Raw genomic sequence first — 18,816 nt, forward strand, 5'->3', positions numbered from 1 at the left:
ACGCGCCGCTTGCCGCCCGCATCCGTGATGACCCGTATCCTCGGCATCGATCCGGGCAGCCAGCGCACCGGCGTGGGCATCATCGACGTCGATGTTGCCGGCAAGCTCACGCATGTGTTCCACGGCGCCTTGGCGGTGGCCGGCGAGGCCAGCTTCCCGCTGCGCCTGAAACGCATTTTTGACGAACTCAATGACATCATCGCCGCCCATCGTCCGGACGAGTGCGGTATCGAGCGCGTATTCATGGCGCGCAATGCCGACTCGGCCCTGAAGCTGGGGCAGGCGAGGGGAGCCGCGATCTGCGCGGTAGTGAGCCGGGGAATCGCGGTGCACGAATATGCGGCGACGGAAGTGAAGCAGGCTGTGGTCGGTAGCGGTCGAGGCGACAAGGCCCAGGTGCAGCACATGATCGGCGTGCTGCTCGGCTTGAAAGGGCCCTTGCAGGCCGACGCCGCCGACGCGCTGGCGATCGCGGTGGCGCATGCGCACACGCGCGCCAGCCTCGAACGCGTGGGCATTCCGCGCACGGCATGGAGGCGGCGGCGATGATCGGCCGCCTGCGCGGCATCCTGGTTTCCAAGCAGCCACCGTGGCTGCTGGTGGAAGTGGGCGGCGTCGGCTACGAGCTGGAGGCGCCGATGTCCACCATCTACGACCTGCCGGGGCTGGGCAAGGAAGTGACCCTGCTCACCCATTACGCGCAGAAGGAAGACAGCGTGGCGCTGTACGGTTTCCTGCAGGAGGCCGAGCGCGCGCTGTTCCGCAACCTGCAGAAGGTCTCGGGCATCGGCGCGAAGATCGCGCTGGCGGTGTTGTCCGGCGTGTCGACGAACGATTTCGCGCGGCTGGTGCATGCCGGCGACGTGGTGGCGCTGACCAAGATCCCCGGCATCGGCAAGAAGACCGCCGAGCGCATCGTGGTGGAGTTGCGCGACCGCGTGGACGGCTTGGCGGTGAGCCTGCCGGGCGCCGCGGTGGCCGGCGCGCCGCTCGACGCGGCCGGCGAAGCCACGGTGGCGCTGCAGCAACTGGGCTACAAGCCCGCCGAAGTGGCGCGGCTGGTACAGAAGGTCGCCGCCGACGGCGACAGTGCCGAAGCCATCATCCGCAAGGCGCTGCGCGCCGCGCTGGGCGGCTAGGCTGCCGGGATAACCATGAGCGCACAGGCCAGGACGGATCAGCCCGCACCGGCCGCCGGCGACGGCGAGCTTCTGCACGGCAGCAAGAAGGCGCTGATCCTCGGTGCCATCGGCGTGGTGTTCGGCGACATCGGCACCAGTCCGCTGTACACCATGCACGAGACCTTCCTGCCCGGGCATGGCCTGCATCCCCGCCCCAGCACGGTACTGGGCATTCTCTCGCTGGTCACCTGGTCGCTGATCCTGGTGGTGGCGGTGAAGTACGTGAGCCTGGTGATGCGCGCCGACAACAAGGGCGAAGGCGGCATCATGGCGTTGATGACACTGGCTCAGCGCGCGGTGGGTGGCTCCATGGGCATGCGCAAGCTGGTGGTGCTGATGGCATTGCTGGGTGCGGCGCTGTTCATCGGCGACGGCGTGATCACGCCGTCCATCTCGGTGCTGTCGGCGGTGGAAGGCCTGCAGGTGGCCGCGCCGCGGCTCGGGCACTGGGTGGTGCCAATCACGGTGGCGGTGCTGCTGGGGCTGTTCTGGTTCCAGCGCCATGGCACGGCCAGGGTCGGGGCGGTCTTCGGCCCGGTGATGGTGCTGTGGTTCCTGGCCCTTGGCCTGATCGGGGTGTGGAACATCATCCAGGCGCCCGGCGTGCTGTGGGCGCTCAACCCCTGGCACGCCGTGCAGTTCTTCAGCACCCACGGCAGGACCTCGATCCTGGCGCTGGGCTCGGTGGTGCTGTGCGTGACCGGCGCCGAGGCGCTGTACACCGACATGGGCCACTTCGGCCGTTTCCCGATCCGCGCCGCCTGGTTCTTCTTCGTGATGCCGGCGCTGCTGCTCAACTACTACGGCCAGGGCGGGCTGCTGCTGCTGCATCCGGAGGCGATCGCCAACCCGTTCTACCACTCTGTGCCGGGCTGGGCGCTGTACCCGATGATCGGGCTGTCCACGCTGGCCACGGTGATCGCCTCGCAGGCGGTGATCTCCGGCGCGTTCACGGTGACGCGACAGGCGATCCAGCTCGGCTTCATCCCGCGCATGCAGGTGGTGCATACCTCGCGCGAGGCGATCGGGCAGATCTTCCTGCCATGGGTGAACCGCTCGCTGATGGTGACGGTGATCGCCACGGTGATCAGTTTCGGCTCGTCCAACGCGCTGGCCGGCGCCTATGGCATCGCGGTGACCGGCACGATGGCGATCGACACCACGCTGACCATGATCGTGGCGCGCCGCATGTGGCACTGGAACCGCGCGCTGGTGATCGCCACCGCGTTGCTGTTCCTGTGCATCGACCTCAGCTACTTCGGCGCCAACACGCTGAAGATCCCCGACGGCGGCTGGTTCCCGCTGGTGCTGGGGCTGGCGATGTTCGTCATGATGACCACGTGGCATCGCGGGCGCGAACTGGTGGTGCGCGAGATCAAGCAGGGCGGCCTGGCGCTGGCGCCGTTCATCGGGAACATCGACAAGCACCCGCCGCTGCGTGTGCCGGGCACGGCGGTGTTCCTCACCGCCAACCAGGAGGCCGTGCCGCACGCGCTGCTGCACAACCTCAAGCACAACAAGGTGTTGCACGAGCGCAACGTGCTGCTGACGGTGGAAGTGCTGGAAACGCCGGTGGCCGATGCCGGGGAGCGCATCCGGATCGGGGACCTGGGCTGCGAGTTCTACAGCCTGGAATTGCGCTTCGGCTTCGCCGAGGACCCGAACGTGCCGCTGGCGCTGTCGCAGTGCGCACGCTCAGGCCTGCCGTTCGACATGATGGACACCACTTTTTTCCTGTCGCGCGAGAACATCGTGGCCGACAAGCGCCGTCCTGGCATGGCGTTGTGGCGCGACAAGCTGTTCGCCTTCCTTGCGCGCAACGCCCTGCCAGCCACCGCATTCTTCCAGATTCCAGGCAACCGGCTGATCGAGCTGGGCGCGCAGGTCGAGATCTGATCGAACCCAACCGGACCCATGTCCACCATGACTTCCACTGCATCTCCGCCGGGCGCCTCGCCCTCGCCGCGCCTGGCCGCGCTGGTGTTGGGCGCGGTCGGCATCGTCTACGGCGACATCGGCACCAGCCCGCTGTACACCCTGCAGACCACGCTCAGCCATGACGGCCTGCATCCCTCGCCGGCCAGCGTCTACGGCGTGCTGTCGCTGATCTTCTGGGCGCAGATCCTGGTGGTGTCGCTGAAATACGTGGTGTTCATCATGCGCGCCGACAACAAGGGCGAGGGCGGCATCATGGCGCTGATGGCGCTGGCCCAGCGCTGCGTGCGCGAACAGCCCCGGTTGCGCTGGGTGCTGGTGATCCTCGGCATCTTCGGTGCGGCGCTGTTCTACGGCGACGGCGTGATCACGCCGGCGATCACCACGCTGGGCGCGGTCGAGGGCGTGAAGGTGATCGCGCCGGGGCTGGACAAGTGGGTGGTGCCGATCACCGTGGTGGTGCTGATCCTGCTGTTCCTGCTGCAGAAGCACGGCACCGAGCGGGTGGGCAAGCTGTTCGGCCCGGTGATGATGGTCTGGTTCGTGACGATCGCGCTGCTCGGCATCAACATGATCGTGCGCCACCCGCAGGTGCTGTATGCGATCAACCCCTGGTACGGGGTGAGGTTCTTCTTCAGCCACGGTCTGCAGGCCTTCATCGCGCTGGGCGGCGTGGTGCTGGCGCTGACCGGCGCCGAGGCGCTGTATGCGGACATGGGGCATTTCGGCAAGAAACCGATACGCACGGCCTGGTTCAGTTTCGTGCTGCCGGCACTGGTGCTGAACTACTTCGGCCAGGGTGCGCTGCTGCTGATGCATCCGGAGGCGATCGACAGCCCGTTCTTCAAGCTGGTGCCATCGGTCCTGCTGTCCCCGATGATCGTGCTGGCCACCGCCGCGGCGGTGATCGCCTCGCAGTCGGTGATCTCGGGGGCGTTCTCGATGACCCGCGAGGCGATGTCGCTGGGCTATTCGATGCGCATGCCGATCGTGCACACCTCGCGCGAGATGTCCGGGCAGATCTTCGTGCCCTGGGTCAACTGGTTCCTGCTGCTGATGGTGCTGTTCGCGGTGCTGCACTTCGGCAGCTCCGACCGCCTGAGCGCGGCCTACGGCATCGCGGTGACCGGCACCATGAGCATCACCACGGTGCTGGCGCTCATCGTGGCGCGCCGGCAATGGGGCTGGAAGCTGCCGGTGGTGATCGCGGCGGGCGTGCTGTTCCTGGTGATCGACCTGTCGTTCTTCAGCGCGAACCTGATTAAGGTCGAATACGGCGGCTGGTTCCCGCTGGTGCTTGGCCTGGCGGTGTTTGCGTGGATGACCACCTGGCGCCGCGGGCGCGAACTGGTGGTGCGCGAGATCAAGCAGGGCGGCCTGGCGCTGGCGCCGTTCATCGAGGCCATGCGCGAGCATCCGCCGCTGCGCGTGCCAGGCACGGCGGTGTTCCTGACCGCGAACCAGCATGCGGTGCCGCATGCGCTGCTGCACAACCTCAAGCACAACAAGGTGCTGCACGAGCGCAACGTGCTGCTGACCGTGGAAATGCTGGAGTCGCCGGTGGCGGATGCCGAGGAGCGCGTCCACATCGATGCGCTGGGCGACGAGTTCCACGGCATCGAGCTGCGTTTCGGCTTCGCCGAGGACCCGAACGTGCCGCTGGCGCTGTCACAGTGCGCACGCTCGGGTCTGCCGTTCGACATGATGGACACCACCTTCTTCCTGTCGCGCGAAAACATCGTGGCGGACAAGCGTCGTCCCGGCATGGCGCTGTGGCGCGACAAGCTGTTCGCCTTCATGGCGCGCAATGCGCTGCCGGCCACCGCGTACTTCCAGATTCCGGGCAATCGGCTCATAGAACTCGGCGCGCAGGTGGAAATCTAGCGAGCCATGGACGGCCCGCACGCCAGCCGATCACGAAGTGACCGGCTGGCGGAGCCCCGATCGGGCAACGCCCGACCGGGGCGAGCCAAAGAAGGGCAGGACAGCCCTTCTTTGGCACATGGGCACGGCGCTCCTGCTCTTGTTCTTTGCCCCATTCAAGAGCTCAAACCGCCATAATGGCGCCATGACTGAACCACGCATCGTGACCCCCGTCTCCCAGCTCGACGACGAGGCGCTGGAGGCGACGATCCGTCCGCGCCGCTTCGCCGAGTACCTCGGCCAGCAGGCGGTGCGCGAGCAACTGGAGATCTACATCGAGGCGGCGCGCAAGCGCGGCGGTGCGCTGGACCACGTGCTGATCTTCGGTCCGCCCGGCTTGGGCAAGACCACGCTCAGCCACGTGATCGCCAACGAACTGGGCGTGAACCTGCGCTCCACTTCCGGCCCGGTGCTGGAGCGCGCCGGCGACCTCGCCGCGCTGCTCACCAACCTGCAGCCCAACGACGTGCTGTTCGTGGACGAGATCCACCGGCTGTCGCCCGTGGTGGAGGAGGTGCTCTATCCGGCGATGGAGGATTTCCAGATCGACATCATGATCGGCGAGGGCCCGGCCGCGCGCTCGATCAAGCTGGACCTGCCGCCGTTCACCCTGATCGGCGCCACCACGCGAGCCGGGATGCTTACGGCCCCGTTGCGCGACCGCTTCGGCATCGTGCAGCGGCTCGAGTTCTACACGGTGGACGAGCTCACCGCGATCGTGCGCCGTGCCGCGAAGATCCTCGGCATCGCCTGCGCACTGGACGGTGCCGAAGAGATCGCCCGCCGCTCGCGCGGCACGCCGCGCATCGCCAACCGCCTGCTGCGCCGGGTGCGCGACTACGCCGAGGTGCGTGCCGGCGGCCAGATCACTCTTGCCGCGGCGCAGGCTGCGCTGGACATGCTGAAGATCGACCCGGACGGCCTCGACGAGCTGGACCGCCGCATGCTCGGCACCATCATCGGGAGCTTCGACGGCGGTCCGGTGGGCGTGGAATCGCTGGCCGCCGCGCTCAGCGAGGACCGCGGCACGCTGGAGGACGTGGTCGAGCCCTACCTGATCCAGCAGGGCTACCTGGTACGCACCGCGCGCGGCCGCATGGCCAGTGCGCGGGCCTGGCGCCACCTGGGCCTGAACCCGCCGCCGCGTCAGGCGCAGGCGGCCGACCTGTTTGCCGGTGGTTCCGTCGATGGCTGAGCGCGAGCCCTTCCGCTGGCCGGTGCGGGTGTACTGGGAGGACACCGACGCCGGCGGCGTGGTGTATCACGCCAGCTACCTGCGCTTCCTGGAGCGGGCCCGCACCGAATGGCTGCGCGCGCTGGGCATCGGCCAGATGGCGTTCAAGGAGACCACCGGCCTGGCCTTCCTGGTGCGCGAGATGCAGCTGGATTTCCTGCGCGCCGCCCTGCTGGACGATGAACTGACGGTGACGGTGGCTGTCAAGGAACGGCGTGCAGCCAGTATCCTTTTCGGCCAGACGATCGCCCGCGCCGACGGTGCCTGCCTGGTCCGCGCCAACGTGCGCGTGGCCTGTGTGGACACCCGGCGCATGCGCGCCGTGGCGATACCCGCCGACCTGATCCTCGAACCTTCTCCCTGACCACCCTGCCTGTGCGGAGTACCCCAAGCCCATGAACGGCGGACTCAACGTTTTCGAACTGATCGCCAATTCCAGCCTGCCGGTGCAGGGCGTGCTGCTGATCCTGCTGGTGTTCTCCTTCCTGTCGTGGGTGATCATCATCCGCAAGTACGGCCAGACCAAGGCGGCGCTGGAGAATGCGGAGGGCTTCGAGGAGCGCTTCTGGTCCGGCGGCGACCTGGCCCAGCTGTTCCGCGAGGTGAGTCACCGCGGCGCCGAGGGCGGCATGGAAACCATCTTCGAGTCGGGCTTCCGCGAGTTCGCCCGCCAGCGCCAGCGCAAGACGCACGACGCGCGCGGCGTGATCGAGGGCGCCGAGCGCGCGATGCAGGTGGCCAGCACGCGCGAGATCGGCGTGCTGGAGCGCAGCCTGGAGTTCCTCGCCAACGTCGGCTCGATCAGCCCCTACGTGGGCCTGTTCGGCACCGTGTGGGGCATCATGGGCGCCTTCCAGGGCCTGGGCGACATGAAGGACGTCACCATCGCCGTGGTCGCGCCGCACATCTCCGAGGCGCTGATCGCCACCGCGATGGGCCTGTTCGCGGCGATCCCCGCGCAGTGGGCCTACAACCGCTACGCCACCAAGGTGGAGCGCATCGCCTCGCGCTACGACGTGTTCCAGGAGGAGTTCTCCTCCGTGCTGCAGCGGCAGATCCAGTCCGACGACGCGGCCTGAGCGGAGTCCTGCCATGCGCAACGCGAAGCGCCACCGGCGCTACAAACTGAAATCCGAGATCAACGTCGTTCCCTACATCGACGTGATGCTGGTGCTGCTGATCATCTTCATGGTCACCACGCCCATGCTGAACTCCAACGTCGACGTGAATCTGCCGCAGGCCAATGCCAAGGCGCTGCAGGGCAAGAAGGATTCGCTGGTCGTTCAGGTGGCGAAGGACGGCACGCTCGCCCTCATCATAGGCAACGGCAAACCGCAGCCGGTGGACGAGGCCGATCTCCAGGCCAAGGTCAAGGCCTTCATGGACGCCAACCAGCAGCTAAGTGTGCTGGTGGCCGGCGACACCGGCGGCAACTACGGCGGCGTGTACAAGGTGCTGGCGGACCTGCAGCAGGCGGGCGTGGACAAGGTTGGCCTGATGAGCACGCCTGGCGACGGTTCCGGCCAGGGTCAGGGGTCCCATGGACGACCGTAAGGCGACCCCGTGGGCGGTGGTGCTGTCCGCCCTGCTGCACCTGGGCATCGTGGCGTTCCTGTTCCTCGCGGTGCTGCCGTGCGCCAGCTACGAGGCGTTCTTCAATGCGCTGCACCTGCCGGCATGGCTGAACCCGATCACCTGTTCGCGCCCGCTGCAGCTGCAGGGGCCGGTGATCGAAGCCACCCTGATCGGCCCCACCGGCAGCCCACCGCCCAAGGCGGTGAAGACCAAGCCGATCCCGAACACCGTGCCGCCCCCGCCGGCGGTGCCGCCGCCTCCGCCGCCGCCCATAATGACGCCCAAGGTGGCGCCGCTGCCGCCGCCGCCCGAGCATCCGGACGTCAAGGACCAGGAGCGCGTGGTGGAGCAGGGCCTGCAGCAGGCCGAAGAGAAGAAGGTGCAGGAGGAAAAGGAGCGCCAGCGCCAGGCTGAGCTGGACGCGCAGGCGGCCGCCAAGAAGAAGCAGGAAGAGCTGAAGAAGGTCGACGAGATGCTCGCCCAGATGAATGCCGCTTCGGCACAGACCAAGAAGCTGGACAGCAAGGCGAAGCAGGCCAAGCAGCAGCTGGCCGACCTCAAGAATGCCCAGGAGAACGGCCAGGCCGACCTGCCCAATGCAGCACAGCGGCAGACCGGCAACAATGCCCAGAACAGCAACCTCGCCGACGAATATGCAGCGGCCATTCAGAATGCGGTCACGCCGAATTGGTTAAGGCCGGATAACATGCCTAATGCTCCATGCAAGGTGCATATCGTGCAGTTGCCCGGCGGTGACGTGATGAGTGCCACGGTCGATCCCAGTTGCCCGTATGACGACGTGGGTCGGCGTTCGGTGGAGAATGCGATCCTGCGCACCAGAACCTTGCCGTACAAGGGTTTCGAAAGCGTGTTCCAGCGCAACCTCACCTTCACCTTCACGCCGCAATGATGAGCCTGATGCGCAAACCGAATCCGTTGTACGCCCTCCTCCTGCTGCTCGCGATGGCGCTGTTCGCCGGGCCGGCGGCCGCCCAGTCCTCAGGACTCGACATCCAGATCGTCGGCGGCGTCAAGACCGCCACGCCGATCGCGGTGGTGCCGTTCGCCCAGCCCGGCGTGGCGCCGTTGCCCACCGACGTGGCCGACGTGATCCGCAACGATCTCAACCGCTGCGGCAAGTTCCGCGCGCTGGCCAAGAGCGACATCGTGGAGTTCCCGGCCAAGGGCGCGGACATCAAGTTCGCCACCTGGCGCCTGCTGAAGCAGGACTACATCACGGTGGGCAGCATCACCGACGCCGGCGGCGGCATGCTGAAGGTCAGCTACGAGCTGTGGGATGTGAACAAGCAGCAGAACCTGCTGGCGGCCTACTACACCGCACCGGCGGGCGACCTGCGTGGCGTGGCGCACCAGATCGCCGACGCGATCTACCAGAAGATCACCGGCGTGCGCGGCGCGTTCTGGACCCGCATCGCCTACATCACCCAGGTCGGCCTGGGCAACAACACTACCTATTCGCTGGTGGTGGCCGACTCGGACGGCTACAACCCGCAGGTGGTGGCACGCTCGCACGAGTCGCTGATGTCGCCGGCGTGGTCTCCCGATGGCAAGAAGATCGCCTACGTTTCCTTCGAGAGCGGCAACTCCCAGATCTACGTGCAGGACCTCACCACTGGCGCCCGTCAGCTGGTGGAGTCGCATCCCAAGGGCATCAACGGCGCACCGGCGTGGTCGCCCGACGGCAGGAAACTGGCGGTGGCGCTCTCCTACGTGGGCAACCTCGAGCTGTTCGTGCTCGACACGGCTACCCATCAGGAGACCCGGCTGACCCACAACCTGGCGATCGATACCGAGCCGGTGTGGGCTCCGGACGGCCAGTCCATCTATTTCACTTCCGACCGCTCCGGCCGCGCCCAGATCTACAAGATCCCGGCCAGTGGCGGCACCGCCGAGCGGGTCAGTTTCCAGGGCCAGACCAACTCCAATGCCAGCATCAGCTATGACGGCAAGGAGCTCGCCATGGTGCAGAGCAACGGGAACGTGTATCGTATTGCAGTCATGGATCTAAGCTTGGGCGGGCAGGTGCATTACCTCTCGCCGGGGCCGCTGGATTTCGGTCCCAGCTGGGCGCCGAACGCCAGCATGTTGTTGTACGGTGCCACCGAAGGCCCGCGCGGCGTGCTGTATGCCACCTCGGCCGACGGCATGGTGCGCCAGCGTCTCGCGCTTGCCAATGGCAGCGTGAGCGATCCTGCTTGGGGACCGTATCGACAGCAATGAATTTTCGTGCCGCCGCATCCGTGCGGCGGCCGATGCCGGGGACGACCCGCAAGGGGCGCACCCGGTGTGTTTTGCCGGCCGCAACGCCTTCGCGCGCCAGGGTCAGCCATTGAAGGCGCGCATCACACGCCGTAGATCTTGCAACACCAAAAATAAACAACAGCCGGCCCACCGGCGATTTCGTCCCGTAACCAGTCCGTCACTGTATGCCGGAACTCAACACGTTTGAAGGAACGTCACCATGAATAAGACCGTTCGCGTCGCCCTGGTCGCCCTGCTTTGCGTTGGCGCGGCCGCCTGTTCCAAGAAGCAGGAAGTCAAGCCGCAGGCTCCGGCCAGCGAGCCTGTCGCCCAGACCCAGCCGGCCGAGACCAGCGGCAAGTACACGCCGGCCGACCTCAACACCGATGCCTGCCTGCGCCAGCGCGTCGTGTACTTCGACTTCGACAAGACCGAGATCAAGCCGGAGTTCCAGCAGATCATGGCTTGCCACGCCAAGTACCTGCAGGACCGCCCGATGGCCCAGATGCGCCTCGAAGGCAACACCGACGAGCGCGGCTCCAAGGAATACAACCTGGGCCTCGGCGAGCGTCGTGCGAACGCCGTGTCCAGCGCGCTGCAGGCCAATGGCGGTTCCGCCAGCCAGATCAGCGTGATCTCCTACGGCAAGGAGAAGCCGGTGTGCCGCGAGCACAACGAGGATTGCTGGAGCAAGAACCGCCGCGTCGAGATCGTCTACACGGCAGAGTAAGCGATGAAACCTCTGGCCGGCAAACTTGCAGCCAGGATCGGCATGGCGGGCGCAATCGCGTCCGCCATGCTTTTCGTGCTGCCGGTATTCGCGCAGGACTCGCGTCTGAGTCTCGCCGACCGCGTCTCCCTGCTTGAGCAGCGGGCGCAGAACAAGGACCAGAGCAGCGTGGCGATGGTCAACCAGCTGCAGCAGATGCAGTCGCAGCTGCAGCAGATGCAGGGCCAGATCGAGGAATTGCAGCACCAGCTGCAGCAGCTCCAGGACAAGAGCAAGGATCAGTACATCGACCTCGACTCCCGCGTGGGACGCATCGAGGCCGTTGGCAAGACGGGCACGGCGCCGGCTTCCGGCAGCAGCGCGCCGACCGCCGCGGGCGCCGCCGCTGCAGGCGCCGCCGCCTCGACCAGCGCGGCCGCCCCGGCCACCCAGGCGCCGCCGCCAGCCAAGGGCGGCAAGCCGCTCTCGGCCGCGGACAACGCCGCGGCGCAGGCCGCTTACGACACCGCCTTCAAGACCCTGCGCGGTGGCGACTACGTCGGCGCCTCGCGTGATTTCCGCCAGTTCATCGAGAAATACCCGGATCATCCGCTCACCTCGAACGCGTTCTACTGGCTGGGCGAGTCGTACTACGTCACCACCAACTACCAGGTGGCGCTGGAGGCGTTCCAGCACCTGCTGAGCCAGTTCCCGCAGAGCGAGAAGGCGCCCGATGCCCTGCTCAAGGTCGGCTACTGCCAGTACGAACTGAAGCAGGTGCCTGCCGCCAAGGCCACGCTCGAGTCCGTGGTCAGCAAATACCCCAGCTCCAAGGCTGCCAGCCTGGCGAAGGAGCGGCTGCGCCGCATCCAGACCGCGGCTGGTTGAGGTCGCGTGGTGAGCGAGACCAGCACTAGCGCGGTTGACGCCGTGCCCCCGATTGTCGCCGAGCGGCTGCGCATCACCGAGATCTTCCACTCGATCCAAGGCGAGGCCGATGCGATCGGCTGGCGCACCGTGTTCGTGCGGCTCACCGGCTGCCCGCTGCGTTGCGTGTGGTGCGACACCACGTATTCGTTCCATGGCGGCGAATGGCGCGCCATCGACGACATCCTCGCCGAGGTCGCCAGCCATGGCGCGCATCACGTCTGCGTCACCGGCGGCGAGCCGCTGGCGCAGAAGCGCTGCCTGGCCTTGCTGCAACGCCTGTGCGACGCCGGCTACGAGGTCTCGCTGGAAACCTCCGGTGCGCTGGACGTGGCCGGGGTCGACCCGCGGGTGCGCAAGGTGATGGACCTGAAGGCGCCGGATTCCGGCGAAACCGCGCGCAACCTGTGGTCCAACCTCGACCACCTGCTGCCGAACGACCAGGTGAAGATCGTGATCGCCAGCCGCGCCGACTACGAATGGGCACGCAGCGCGGTGGCCACGCACGCGCTGGAGCGGCGCTGCATGGTGTTGTTCTCGCCGGTTTGGGGCAAGGTCGAGCCGCGCGAGCTGGCCGAATGGATCATCGCCGACAGGCTGCCCGTGCGCTTCCAGTTGCAGTTGCACAAGCTGCTTTGGAACGACACGCCGGGAAGGTGAGAGTCAATGAGTGCGTTCGTCCTTGAACGCGAGAATCAAAAAGCGGCCATCCGTGGCCGCACTCTTCAGGAAAATCCGCGCTGCGGCCTGTGTCGCCGCATGCGCTTTTCCGGCCGGTGACCGGCCGTACCCCAGTGGATGAAAACCATGTCTGAAACATCTCCCCGCAAGGCCGTCGTGCTCGTCTCCGGCGGCATGGATTCGGCCGTCACGGTGGCCATCGCGCGCGAGCAGGGTTACCGGGTGCATGCGCTCAGCGTCGCCTACGGCCAGCGCCACAGCTCCGAGCTGGAGGCCTCCGAGCGTGTATCGAAGATGCTCGGCGCGGTCGAGCACAAGACCGTGCACGTCGACCTGCGCCGCATCGGCGGCTCGGCGCTCACCGCCGATATCGACGTGCCGCTGGACGACGACGCGCACGACGGCGACGGCCACATCCCGGTGACCTACGTGCCGGCGCGCAACACCATCATGCTGTCGATCGCGCTGGGCTGGGCCGAGGTGCTGGGTTCCACCGACATCTGGTGCGGCGTCAACGCGGTGGACTACTCGGGCTACCCCGATTGCCGGCCCGCCTTCATCGAGGCCTTCGAGCAGTTGGCCAACGTGGCCACCAAGGCGGGTGTGGAAGGTGCGGGCATCCGCATCCATGCACCGCTGATGCGCATGAGCAAGGCGGACATCGCACGCGAGGGCGCGCGGCTGGGCGTGGATTTCGCGGCCACCGTGAGCTGCTACCAGGCCGATGCCGAGGGTCGCGCCTGCGGTCATTGCGACGCCTGTCGCCTGCGTGCGCAGGGCTTCCGCGAGGCGGGGCTGCCCGATCCCACGCGGTACGTCTGAGGCGTCCGTTGCTTGTGCCTGCAGCGGCCAGCCCATAAAATTGTGCGCTTGTCCTGAGCGCGGGCCGTTAGCTCAGTCGGTAGAGCAGTAGACTTTTAATCTATTGGTCGACGGTTCGAATCCGTCACGGCCCACCAGGATTTCAGGAGCGCCCGAGGGCGCTCCTTTTTGTCTGGAAAGGGCGGCCATTCGTGGCCGCCCTTTTGATTCTTGCAAGCAGAGACGGCCGCGGGTCTCAGTGCGGGCCGACCACCAGCGCGGTGAAGTCCTTCACCGGGGCGTGGCGCGGTGCGGGTGCGGCGGTGACCAGCCAGATGCGATGGGTGGCCCGGTCCAGCGCCATGGTGCGGGCACCCGCCTGGGTAGGCACATTCGCCACTACGCGGTAATGGTCGGCATCGTCCTCGTGCACGATGGTCAGCGTGCCATCGTGGTTGGAGCTGTAGACCAGCCGGGTGGCCGGATCGAAGCGGGCTGCGTCCGGGCCCTTGCCGATCGCCACGGTGGCGACCTGGTGGCCGTTGTCGGCGTCGGTGACCGCCATCAGCTGGTTGTCGCAGACCGAGAACACGCGGCGGGACTTCGCGTCGATGGCCAAGCCGCTGGGCGAATCGCAGGGTGCGAGGTTCCACACCGCATCGACCTTGTTCGTCCTGGTGTCGATGCGCGCCAACTCGCTCTTGTCTTCGATGTTGGCGTACACGTGGCCGCGGCCGTCGCTGACCGCGAACTCGGGGCGGCCGGGCAGGGCGATGTCGGCGATGGCCTTGTCGCTGGCCGGGTCGATCACGCTGGCGTTGCCGCTGTGGCCGTTCATGGTCAGCACATGGCCGCTGGCCGGATCGAACACGATGGCGTCGGGCCCCTGGCCGTCGATCGGGATGTCGCGCAGGTTTTTCAGGCTGTCCAGGTCGATCACGTGGACGCTGTTGGCGGCGCCGTCGCTGACGTAGCCGCGCCGCAGCTTCTGTACCAGCGCGATGCCGTGGATGTGCTGCATGCCGGGGATTTCGCCGGCCAGCTTGCCGTCGCGGGTATCCACCACCATCACGCGGTCGTTGCGGGCGATCAGCAGGTGGTGCGCGGCCGGATCGATGGTGAGGTAGTCCCAGCCGCCGCTGCCGCCCAGTGGATGGCGTTGCAGCACGGCGTACTGCGGCGCAGCGGCGGCAGCTGTCGCGGCAGCGGCGCTGCCGACGACAAGGAACAGCAGTGAAGCAAGGGGTTTCATGGGTGGCTCCGGCGGGATGGACGAAGTGGTCCGCCCAAGCATGCGCGCCGGATGATTAGCAAACGCTGTGGGCGTTCAGTCCCGCGTGGCAGGCGACGCGGCCTGCCGCCGGCGTCGGGTGAGGCGCTCGATCACGAGCGGCAGCAGGGCCAGCAGGGCGAGGGCGCCCATCGGCAGCAGCACCGCGGGATGCAGCAGCAGCCCGATGTCGAGCGCGCCGTCGCGGCCCAGCACCTCGCCCAGCCCCGCACCGATCGAGCATTCGAACACCAGCGACACGGTGCCGCCCAGCCAGCTGGCGCCGAGGAACAACCACAACGGGCAGCGCAGCCAGGCCAGTCCCACGGTGACCGCGCCGAACGGCATCACGGGCACGAAGCGCAGGAACAGCGTGTAGCTCACCGGGTGGCGTTCGAAGCCGTGGTGCAGCCGGGCCGCGAATGGCGGTGGCGGCCGCGTGCCCGCGCCGAAGGCATAGCGGCTGGCGAGGTACAGGACCAGCGAGCCCAGAGTGAGGCCTACAGAAGAGCACAGCGTGCCGTCGACCACGCCGAACGCGAAGCCGCCGGCGAGGATGATCACGATGGTGCCGGGGATGCCGGTGGACATCGCCAGCGTGAGCAGGCCGACGAAGGCCAGCCGGCTCAGCCAGGGGTGTGCGGCGATATGCGCGTGCAGCTCGTGCTGGTGAGTGACCAGGTGCTGCGGACTCAGCCGCTCCAGCGAACCGGAGGCGTACAGCACGACCCCCGCGAGCAGCAGCAGGATCAGCGGCAGCGCGGCGCGCAGGCGTTTCAATACGATGCGCCGCGGGTGCCGTAGGCGGCGAGCACGCCGCGCGCTTCGTCGCGGAGGATGTCACGGCGCACCGCGATGCCGCGGCGCGTGAGCTCGCCGATCCAGTCGGCAGGCAGCGGACCTTCGTCGAACTCGGTGAGCTCCTCGACGTCCTCGGCGCGCGCGCCGATCAGCAGTTCGTCGACGCCGGCCCACACTGTGGCGCCGTAGCACTGGCAACAGGGCTGGGCGCTGGTGGCCAGCGTGTAGCGTCCGCCACCGGCGTTGAGGCGGAAGCTGGCGAGGCGCTGCTGTGCGCTCATGTAAGCCATCATCTCGGCGTGCGCCACCGAACAAGTCTGCGGAACCACCCGGTTCACGCCCACCGACACCACGCGCCCTTCCGCGTTGAACACCGCGGCGCCGAACGGACCGCCCGGGCCGTGCTCGATGTTGCGGCGGGAGAGCGCGACGGCCAGGCCGACGCGTTCCTCGTCGCTGACGTAGCGGCGGCTGTCGTCGACCAGTTCCTCGACCCAGGGCGGCAGGGTGAGGTGGATCTGCATAGGCAGGAACATCGCGATCTCAGCCCTGCCTGGCCCAGGTGTCGCGCAGGGTCACCACGCGGTTGAACACCGGTGCATCGGCGCGGTGGTCGACGCGATCGGCCACGAAATAGCCCAGCCGCTCGAACTGGTAATGCTGCTCCGGTTCCGCCTGCGCCGCGGCCGGTTCGACCCAGCCTTGCACCACGCGCTTGGCTTCGGGGTTGATGTGCGCGGTCCATGGCTGGCCGTCGCCCTCGGCGTCCGGTGCGGGCACGTTGAACAGGCGGTCGTAGACGCGCACTTCGGCCGCCGCCGCGTGCGGCGCGCTGACCCAGTGGATGGTGCCCTTCACCTTGCGGTCGGCGCCCGGCAGGCCGCTGCGGGATTCGGGATCGAGCGTGCAGCGCAATCCGGTGACGTTGCCGGCGACGTCCTTCAGCACTTCCTCGCATTTCACGATGCCCACGCCGCGCAGGCGTACCTCGCCGCCGGGTACCAGGCGCTTCCAGCCCTTGGGCGGTACTTCGGCGAAGTCCTCGCGCTCGATCCACAGCTCGCGCGCGAACGGCACTTCGCGCGTACCGAAACTCTCGTCCTTGGGATGGTTGGCGAAGACCAGCGTCTCCGCGTGGCCTTCCGGCAGGTTGGTGATGACCAGCTTGAGCGGGTCGAGCACCGCCATGCGACGCGGCGCCCTGGCGTCGAGATCCTCGCGCACGCAGTTTTCGAGGATCGCGTAGTCGATCACGCTGTTCTGCTTGGAGACGCCCACGCGCTCGATCAGGAGGCGGATGCCGGCCGGGGTGAAGCCGCGCCGGCGCAGGCCGCGCAGGGTGTTCATGCGCGGGTCGTCCCAGCCGTCCACATGGCCCTCGGCCACCAGCTGCGCCAGCTTGCGCTTGCTGGTGATGCAGTAGCTGAGGTTGAGGCGCGAGAACTCGATCTGGCGCGGCTTGGCGGGCTTCGCCTCCAGCCCGGCAGCGACCACCGACTGCCACAGCTCCGGATGGTTCGGCAGGTCGACCTTGTCCACGCACCAGTCGTACAGCGGGCGGTGGTCCTCGAATTCCAGCGTGCACAGCGAATGCGTGATGCCTTCCATCGCGTCGGACAGCGCGTGCGCGAAGTCGTACATCGGGTAGATCGGCCAGGCGTCGCCGGTGTTCTGGTGGGTGACCTTGCGGATGCGGTACAGCGCCGGGTCGCGCAGGTTGATGTTGCCCGCGGCCATGTCGATCTTCGCGCGCAGGGTGCGGCTGCCGTCGGCGAACTCGCCCGCGCGCATGCGCTGGAACAGTTCGAGGTTCTCCGCGATGGAACGCCCTCGGTGCGGCGAGTTGCGGCCCGGTTCGGTGAGCGTGCCGCGGTATTCGCGCATCTCCTCGGCGCTGAGGTCGTCCACGTAGGCCACGCCGTCCCCGATCAGCTTGAGCGCGGCGCGGTACAGCACGTCGAAATAATCCGAGGCGTGGCGCAGCGCGTGCCACTCGTAGCCCAGCCAGCGCACGTCGTCCTTGATGCCCTGGACGAACTCGGGGTCTTCCTTGCCGGGATTGGTGTCGTCCAGCCGCAGGTTGCACCAGCCGCCGAACTCGCGGGCGATGCCGAAGGACAGGCAGATCGCCTTGGCGTGGCCGATGTGCAGGTAGCCGTTCGGCTCGGGCGGGAAGCGGGTGTGGATCGCGACGTGCTTGCCCGCGGCCAGATCCTCGCGGACGATCTGGCGGATGAAGTCGCGCGGGCCGTCGGCCGTCGCGACGGCGGTGGCGGACTCGGCGGGGCTGGACGGACTCGACATCGGACACGACTCGCGGAAGGTAACGGAACCCGCGGAGTTTACCCTGTCCCTGCCGGCGACCGAAGGCGTGGGCAGGGCGGGTCAGTGCGCCACGACTTCCGGCGGGTTGGCGCAGACCCGGTTGCGGCCTTGCGTCTTGGCCAGATACAGCGCGATGTCGGCCTGCCTGATCCAGGCTTCCACGTTCGCGTGCCGCGGTCCCACTTCCGCCACGCCGAGGCTGAGGGTGCATGGCTGCACGAGTGTGTCGTCGATGTGTCCGATCCGTTCGACCCGCTGGCGGATCCGTTCGGCCACCTCGCGGGCGCGGTCGAGGCCGGTTTCCGGCAGCACCACGCCGAACTCGTCGCCGCCGAGACGGCCGGGCGTGTCCACGCTGCGCAGGCTCTCGCGCAGCACCGCGGCCAGCTCCTGCAGCAGGGCGTCGCCGGCGGCGTGGCCATGGCGGTCGTTGACCAGCTTGAAACCGTCGATGTCGAGCAGGATCAGCGTGGCCGGCCGCTGGTTGCGCAGGTAGCGGTGCATCTCGCGCGCGGCCGTCTCCAGCCAGTGCGCACGGTTGGCGAGGCCGGTGAGCGTGTCGGTGCGGTTGAGTTGTTCCAGCAGGCGGTTCTGTTGGCGGATGCGGCGGGCGAACTTGAAGTTCACCGTGCTCAGCCAGACCGGATAGACCGCCATCATCGGGATGCAGGCGACGATGTCGAACATGTCGCTGACCGGCTGCCAGGCGAAGCCGGTCAGCCACGCGACCAGTGCGCAGGCCGCGACCTGCAGCAGCAGCGCACGGGCCAGCACCCGCCAGCCGCCGGCACTGATGCGGTCCATCGCCATCATCGAGACCAGCAGCACGCAGGGGAGCAGGTTGAACCGCATCACCGCGACCCATGCGCCCAGCATCGCCGAATCAACCATCAGGTTGAACTGTTCATGCTGTACGGGCCGGGTGGCGCGCACCGCATGCAGCCACGCCAGGTGCGGCCACAGCAGGCCGTTGGCGAACAGCAGCGCCCACAGCCAGAGCGGTGCCTGCTGCCGGTACAGCACGGCCGCCACTGGCAGCATGCCCAGGCCCAGTCCCAGCGCGCGCAGGCGATGAGCCAGGCTCACGAACCTCAGGCCTTCGTCGCGCTTGCCCATGGACCGTTGCCCCCGCATCGTCCTGCGGCGCCACCGGCGCCGTTGGCACGACGATAGAGCAGATGGCCGCCATGTC

The 18,816-nt window shown here is 67.6% G+C and carries 19 protein-coding genes and 1 tRNA gene; 15 read left to right on the forward strand and 5 right to left on the reverse strand.

Annotation, left to right across the window (positions count from 1 at the left end):
- Positions 1-27: 27 nt before the first annotated feature.
- The 15 genes from ruvC to ABQJ54_RS11555 all read left to right on the forward strand — a co-directional run bounded on the left by ruvC (position 28) and on the right by ABQJ54_RS11555 (position 13,386).
- A complete protein-coding gene (ruvC, locus tag ABQJ54_RS11485) occupies positions 28-549 on the forward strand; it encodes a crossover junction endodeoxyribonuclease RuvC (RefSeq protein WP_367854448.1) in 522 nt (173 codons plus the stop codon).
- Positions 546-1,139, forward strand: a complete 594-nt coding sequence (gene ruvA / locus ABQJ54_RS11490; protein WP_367854449.1) for a Holliday junction branch migration protein RuvA — start codon at positions 546-548, stop codon at positions 1,137-1,139. Before ruvC ends, ruvA begins: the two co-directional genes overlap by 4 nt.
- A gap of 15 nt (positions 1,140-1,154) precedes the next feature.
- Positions 1,155-3,077 carry a potassium transporter Kup gene (locus ABQJ54_RS11495; protein ID WP_367854450.1) on the forward strand — a complete coding sequence of 641 codons (1,923 nt, stop codon included), beginning with the start codon at positions 1,155-1,157 and terminating at the stop codon, positions 3,075-3,077.
- 27 nt (positions 3,078-3,104) lie between these two features.
- Positions 3,105-5,000, forward strand: coding sequence for a potassium transporter Kup (locus ABQJ54_RS11500; protein WP_367854451.1), 1,896 nt, complete (start codon positions 3,105-3,107; stop codon positions 4,998-5,000).
- Between the two features lie 184 nt (positions 5,001-5,184).
- Positions 5,185-6,234 (forward strand): Holliday junction branch migration DNA helicase RuvB, encoded by a 1,050-nt coding sequence (ruvB, locus tag ABQJ54_RS11505; protein WP_367854452.1) that lies wholly within the window; start codon positions 5,185-5,187, stop codon positions 6,232-6,234.
- Complete coding sequence (ybgC, locus tag ABQJ54_RS11510) at positions 6,227-6,637, forward strand: tol-pal system-associated acyl-CoA thioesterase (protein ID WP_367854453.1); 411 nt, start codon at positions 6,227-6,229, stop codon at positions 6,635-6,637. Before ruvB ends, ybgC begins: the two co-directional genes overlap by 8 nt.
- 31 nt (positions 6,638-6,668) lie before the next feature.
- On the forward strand, positions 6,669-7,352 hold the full coding sequence (gene tolQ, locus ABQJ54_RS11515; protein ID WP_367854454.1) for a protein TolQ: 684 nt from the start codon (positions 6,669-6,671) through the stop codon (positions 7,350-7,352).
- A gap of 13 nt (positions 7,353-7,365) precedes the next feature.
- Positions 7,366-7,827: a protein TolR gene (tolR, locus tag ABQJ54_RS11520; RefSeq protein WP_367854455.1), complete on the forward strand. Its 462-nt coding sequence runs from the start codon at positions 7,366-7,368 to the stop codon at positions 7,825-7,827.
- On the forward strand, positions 7,814-8,758 hold the full coding sequence (gene tolA / locus ABQJ54_RS11525; protein ID WP_367854456.1) for a cell envelope integrity protein TolA: 945 nt from the start codon (positions 7,814-7,816) through the stop codon (positions 8,756-8,758). The genes tolR and tolA overlap by 14 nt, the downstream gene beginning before the upstream one ends.
- Before the next feature lie 8 nt (positions 8,759-8,766).
- Entirely contained in the window at positions 8,767-10,089 is a 1,323-nt protein-coding gene (tolB, locus tag ABQJ54_RS11530; protein WP_437343346.1) for a Tol-Pal system beta propeller repeat protein TolB, read from the forward strand.
- 241 nt (positions 10,090-10,330) lie between these two features.
- Positions 10,331-10,840, forward strand: a complete 510-nt coding sequence (gene pal, locus ABQJ54_RS11535) for a peptidoglycan-associated lipoprotein Pal (RefSeq protein WP_367854457.1) — start codon at positions 10,331-10,333, stop codon at positions 10,838-10,840.
- 42 nt (positions 10,841-10,882) lie between these two features.
- Positions 10,883-11,707 carry a tol-pal system protein YbgF gene (ybgF, locus tag ABQJ54_RS11540; RefSeq protein WP_367854458.1) on the forward strand — a complete coding sequence of 275 codons (825 nt, stop codon included), beginning with the start codon at positions 10,883-10,885 and terminating at the stop codon, positions 11,705-11,707.
- 42 nt (positions 11,708-11,749) lie between these two features.
- The gene (gene queE, locus ABQJ54_RS11545; RefSeq protein WP_367854459.1) at positions 11,750-12,406 is read left to right on the forward strand and encodes a 7-carboxy-7-deazaguanine synthase QueE; all 657 of its coding nucleotides are present in this window, start codon (positions 11,750-11,752) and stop codon (positions 12,404-12,406) included.
- Between the two features lie 147 nt (positions 12,407-12,553).
- A complete protein-coding gene (queC, locus tag ABQJ54_RS11550; protein WP_367854460.1) occupies positions 12,554-13,249 on the forward strand; it encodes a 7-cyano-7-deazaguanine synthase QueC in 696 nt (231 codons plus the stop codon).
- A 61-nt stretch (positions 13,250-13,310) separates the two neighbouring features.
- Positions 13,311-13,386: transfer RNA gene (locus ABQJ54_RS11555), tRNA-Lys, on the forward strand.
- Between the two features lie 98 nt (positions 13,387-13,484).
- On the opposite strand, the gene ABQJ54_RS11560 is transcribed toward ABQJ54_RS11555, so the two are convergent.
- The 5 genes from ABQJ54_RS11560 to ABQJ54_RS11580 all read right to left on the reverse strand — a co-directional run bounded on the left by ABQJ54_RS11560 (position 13,485) and on the right by ABQJ54_RS11580 (position 18,740).
- Positions 13,485-14,480 (reverse strand): YncE family protein, encoded by a 996-nt coding sequence (locus ABQJ54_RS11560; RefSeq protein WP_367854461.1) that lies wholly within the window; start codon positions 14,478-14,480, stop codon positions 13,485-13,487.
- A gap of 75 nt (positions 14,481-14,555) precedes the next feature.
- Positions 14,556-15,278: a TVP38/TMEM64 family protein gene (locus tag ABQJ54_RS11565; protein WP_367854462.1), complete on the reverse strand. Its 723-nt coding sequence runs from the start codon at positions 15,276-15,278 to the stop codon at positions 14,556-14,558.
- Positions 15,275-15,835, reverse strand: a complete 561-nt coding sequence (locus tag ABQJ54_RS11570; RefSeq protein ID WP_367854463.1) for a deaminase — start codon at positions 15,833-15,835, stop codon at positions 15,275-15,277. Before ABQJ54_RS11570 ends, ABQJ54_RS11565 begins: the two co-directional genes overlap by 4 nt.
- 7 nt (positions 15,836-15,842) lie before the next feature.
- Complete coding sequence (locus tag ABQJ54_RS11575) at positions 15,843-17,603, reverse strand: glutamine--tRNA ligase/YqeY domain fusion protein (protein WP_367854464.1); 1,761 nt, start codon at positions 17,601-17,603, stop codon at positions 15,843-15,845.
- Positions 17,604-17,684: 81 nt separating this feature from the next.
- Entirely contained in the window at positions 17,685-18,740 is a 1,056-nt protein-coding gene (locus ABQJ54_RS11580) for a diguanylate cyclase (RefSeq protein ID WP_367854465.1), read from the reverse strand.
- Positions 18,741-18,816 lie beyond the last annotated feature (76 nt).

The sequence above is a fragment of the Rhodanobacter lycopersici genome, from assembly GCF_040812335.1.
Lineage (GTDB): Bacteria > Pseudomonadota > Gammaproteobacteria > Xanthomonadales > Rhodanobacteraceae > Rhodanobacter_A > Rhodanobacter_A lycopersici.

Coding starts and splice junctions, on each gene's coding strand:
- tolQ (WP_367854454.1), top strand. CDS start 6,669: ATGAACGGCGGACTCAACGTTTTCGAACTGATCGCCAATTCCAGCCTG.
- ABQJ54_RS11500 (WP_367854451.1), top strand. CDS start 3,105: ATGACTTCCACTGCATCTCCGCCGGGCGCCTCGCCCTCGCCGCGCCTG.
- pal (WP_367854457.1), top strand. CDS start 10,331: ATGAATAAGACCGTTCGCGTCGCCCTGGTCGCCCTGCTTTGCGTTGGC.
- queC (WP_367854460.1), top strand. CDS start 12,554: ATGTCTGAAACATCTCCCCGCAAGGCCGTCGTGCTCGTCTCCGGCGGC.
- ruvB (WP_367854452.1), top strand. CDS start 5,185: ATGACTGAACCACGCATCGTGACCCCCGTCTCCCAGCTCGACGACGAG.
- ABQJ54_RS11580 (WP_367854465.1), bottom strand. CDS start 18,740: ATGGGCAAGCGCGACGAAGGCCTGAGGTTCGTGAGCCTGGCTCATCGC.
- ABQJ54_RS11560 (WP_367854461.1), bottom strand. CDS start 14,480: ATGAAACCCCTTGCTTCACTGCTGTTCCTTGTCGTCGGCAGCGCCGCT.
- ABQJ54_RS11570 (WP_367854463.1), bottom strand. CDS start 15,835: ATGTTCCTGCCTATGCAGATCCACCTCACCCTGCCGCCCTGGGTCGAG.
- ABQJ54_RS11575 (WP_367854464.1), bottom strand. CDS start 17,603: ATGTCGAGTCCGTCCAGCCCCGCCGAGTCCGCCACCGCCGTCGCGACG.
- ruvA (WP_367854449.1), top strand. CDS start 546: ATGATCGGCCGCCTGCGCGGCATCCTGGTTTCCAAGCAGCCACCGTGG.
- ybgF (WP_367854458.1), top strand. CDS start 10,883: ATGGCGGGCGCAATCGCGTCCGCCATGCTTTTCGTGCTGCCGGTATTC.
- tolA (WP_367854456.1), top strand. CDS start 7,814: ATGGACGACCGTAAGGCGACCCCGTGGGCGGTGGTGCTGTCCGCCCTG.
- ruvC (WP_367854448.1), top strand. CDS start 28: ATGACCCGTATCCTCGGCATCGATCCGGGCAGCCAGCGCACCGGCGTG.
- ybgC (WP_367854453.1), top strand. CDS start 6,227: ATGGCTGAGCGCGAGCCCTTCCGCTGGCCGGTGCGGGTGTACTGGGAG.
- ABQJ54_RS11495 (WP_367854450.1), top strand. CDS start 1,155: ATGAGCGCACAGGCCAGGACGGATCAGCCCGCACCGGCCGCCGGCGAC.
- tolB (WP_437343346.1), top strand. CDS start 8,767: ATGCGCAAACCGAATCCGTTGTACGCCCTCCTCCTGCTGCTCGCGATG.
- tolR (WP_367854455.1), top strand. CDS start 7,366: ATGCGCAACGCGAAGCGCCACCGGCGCTACAAACTGAAATCCGAGATC.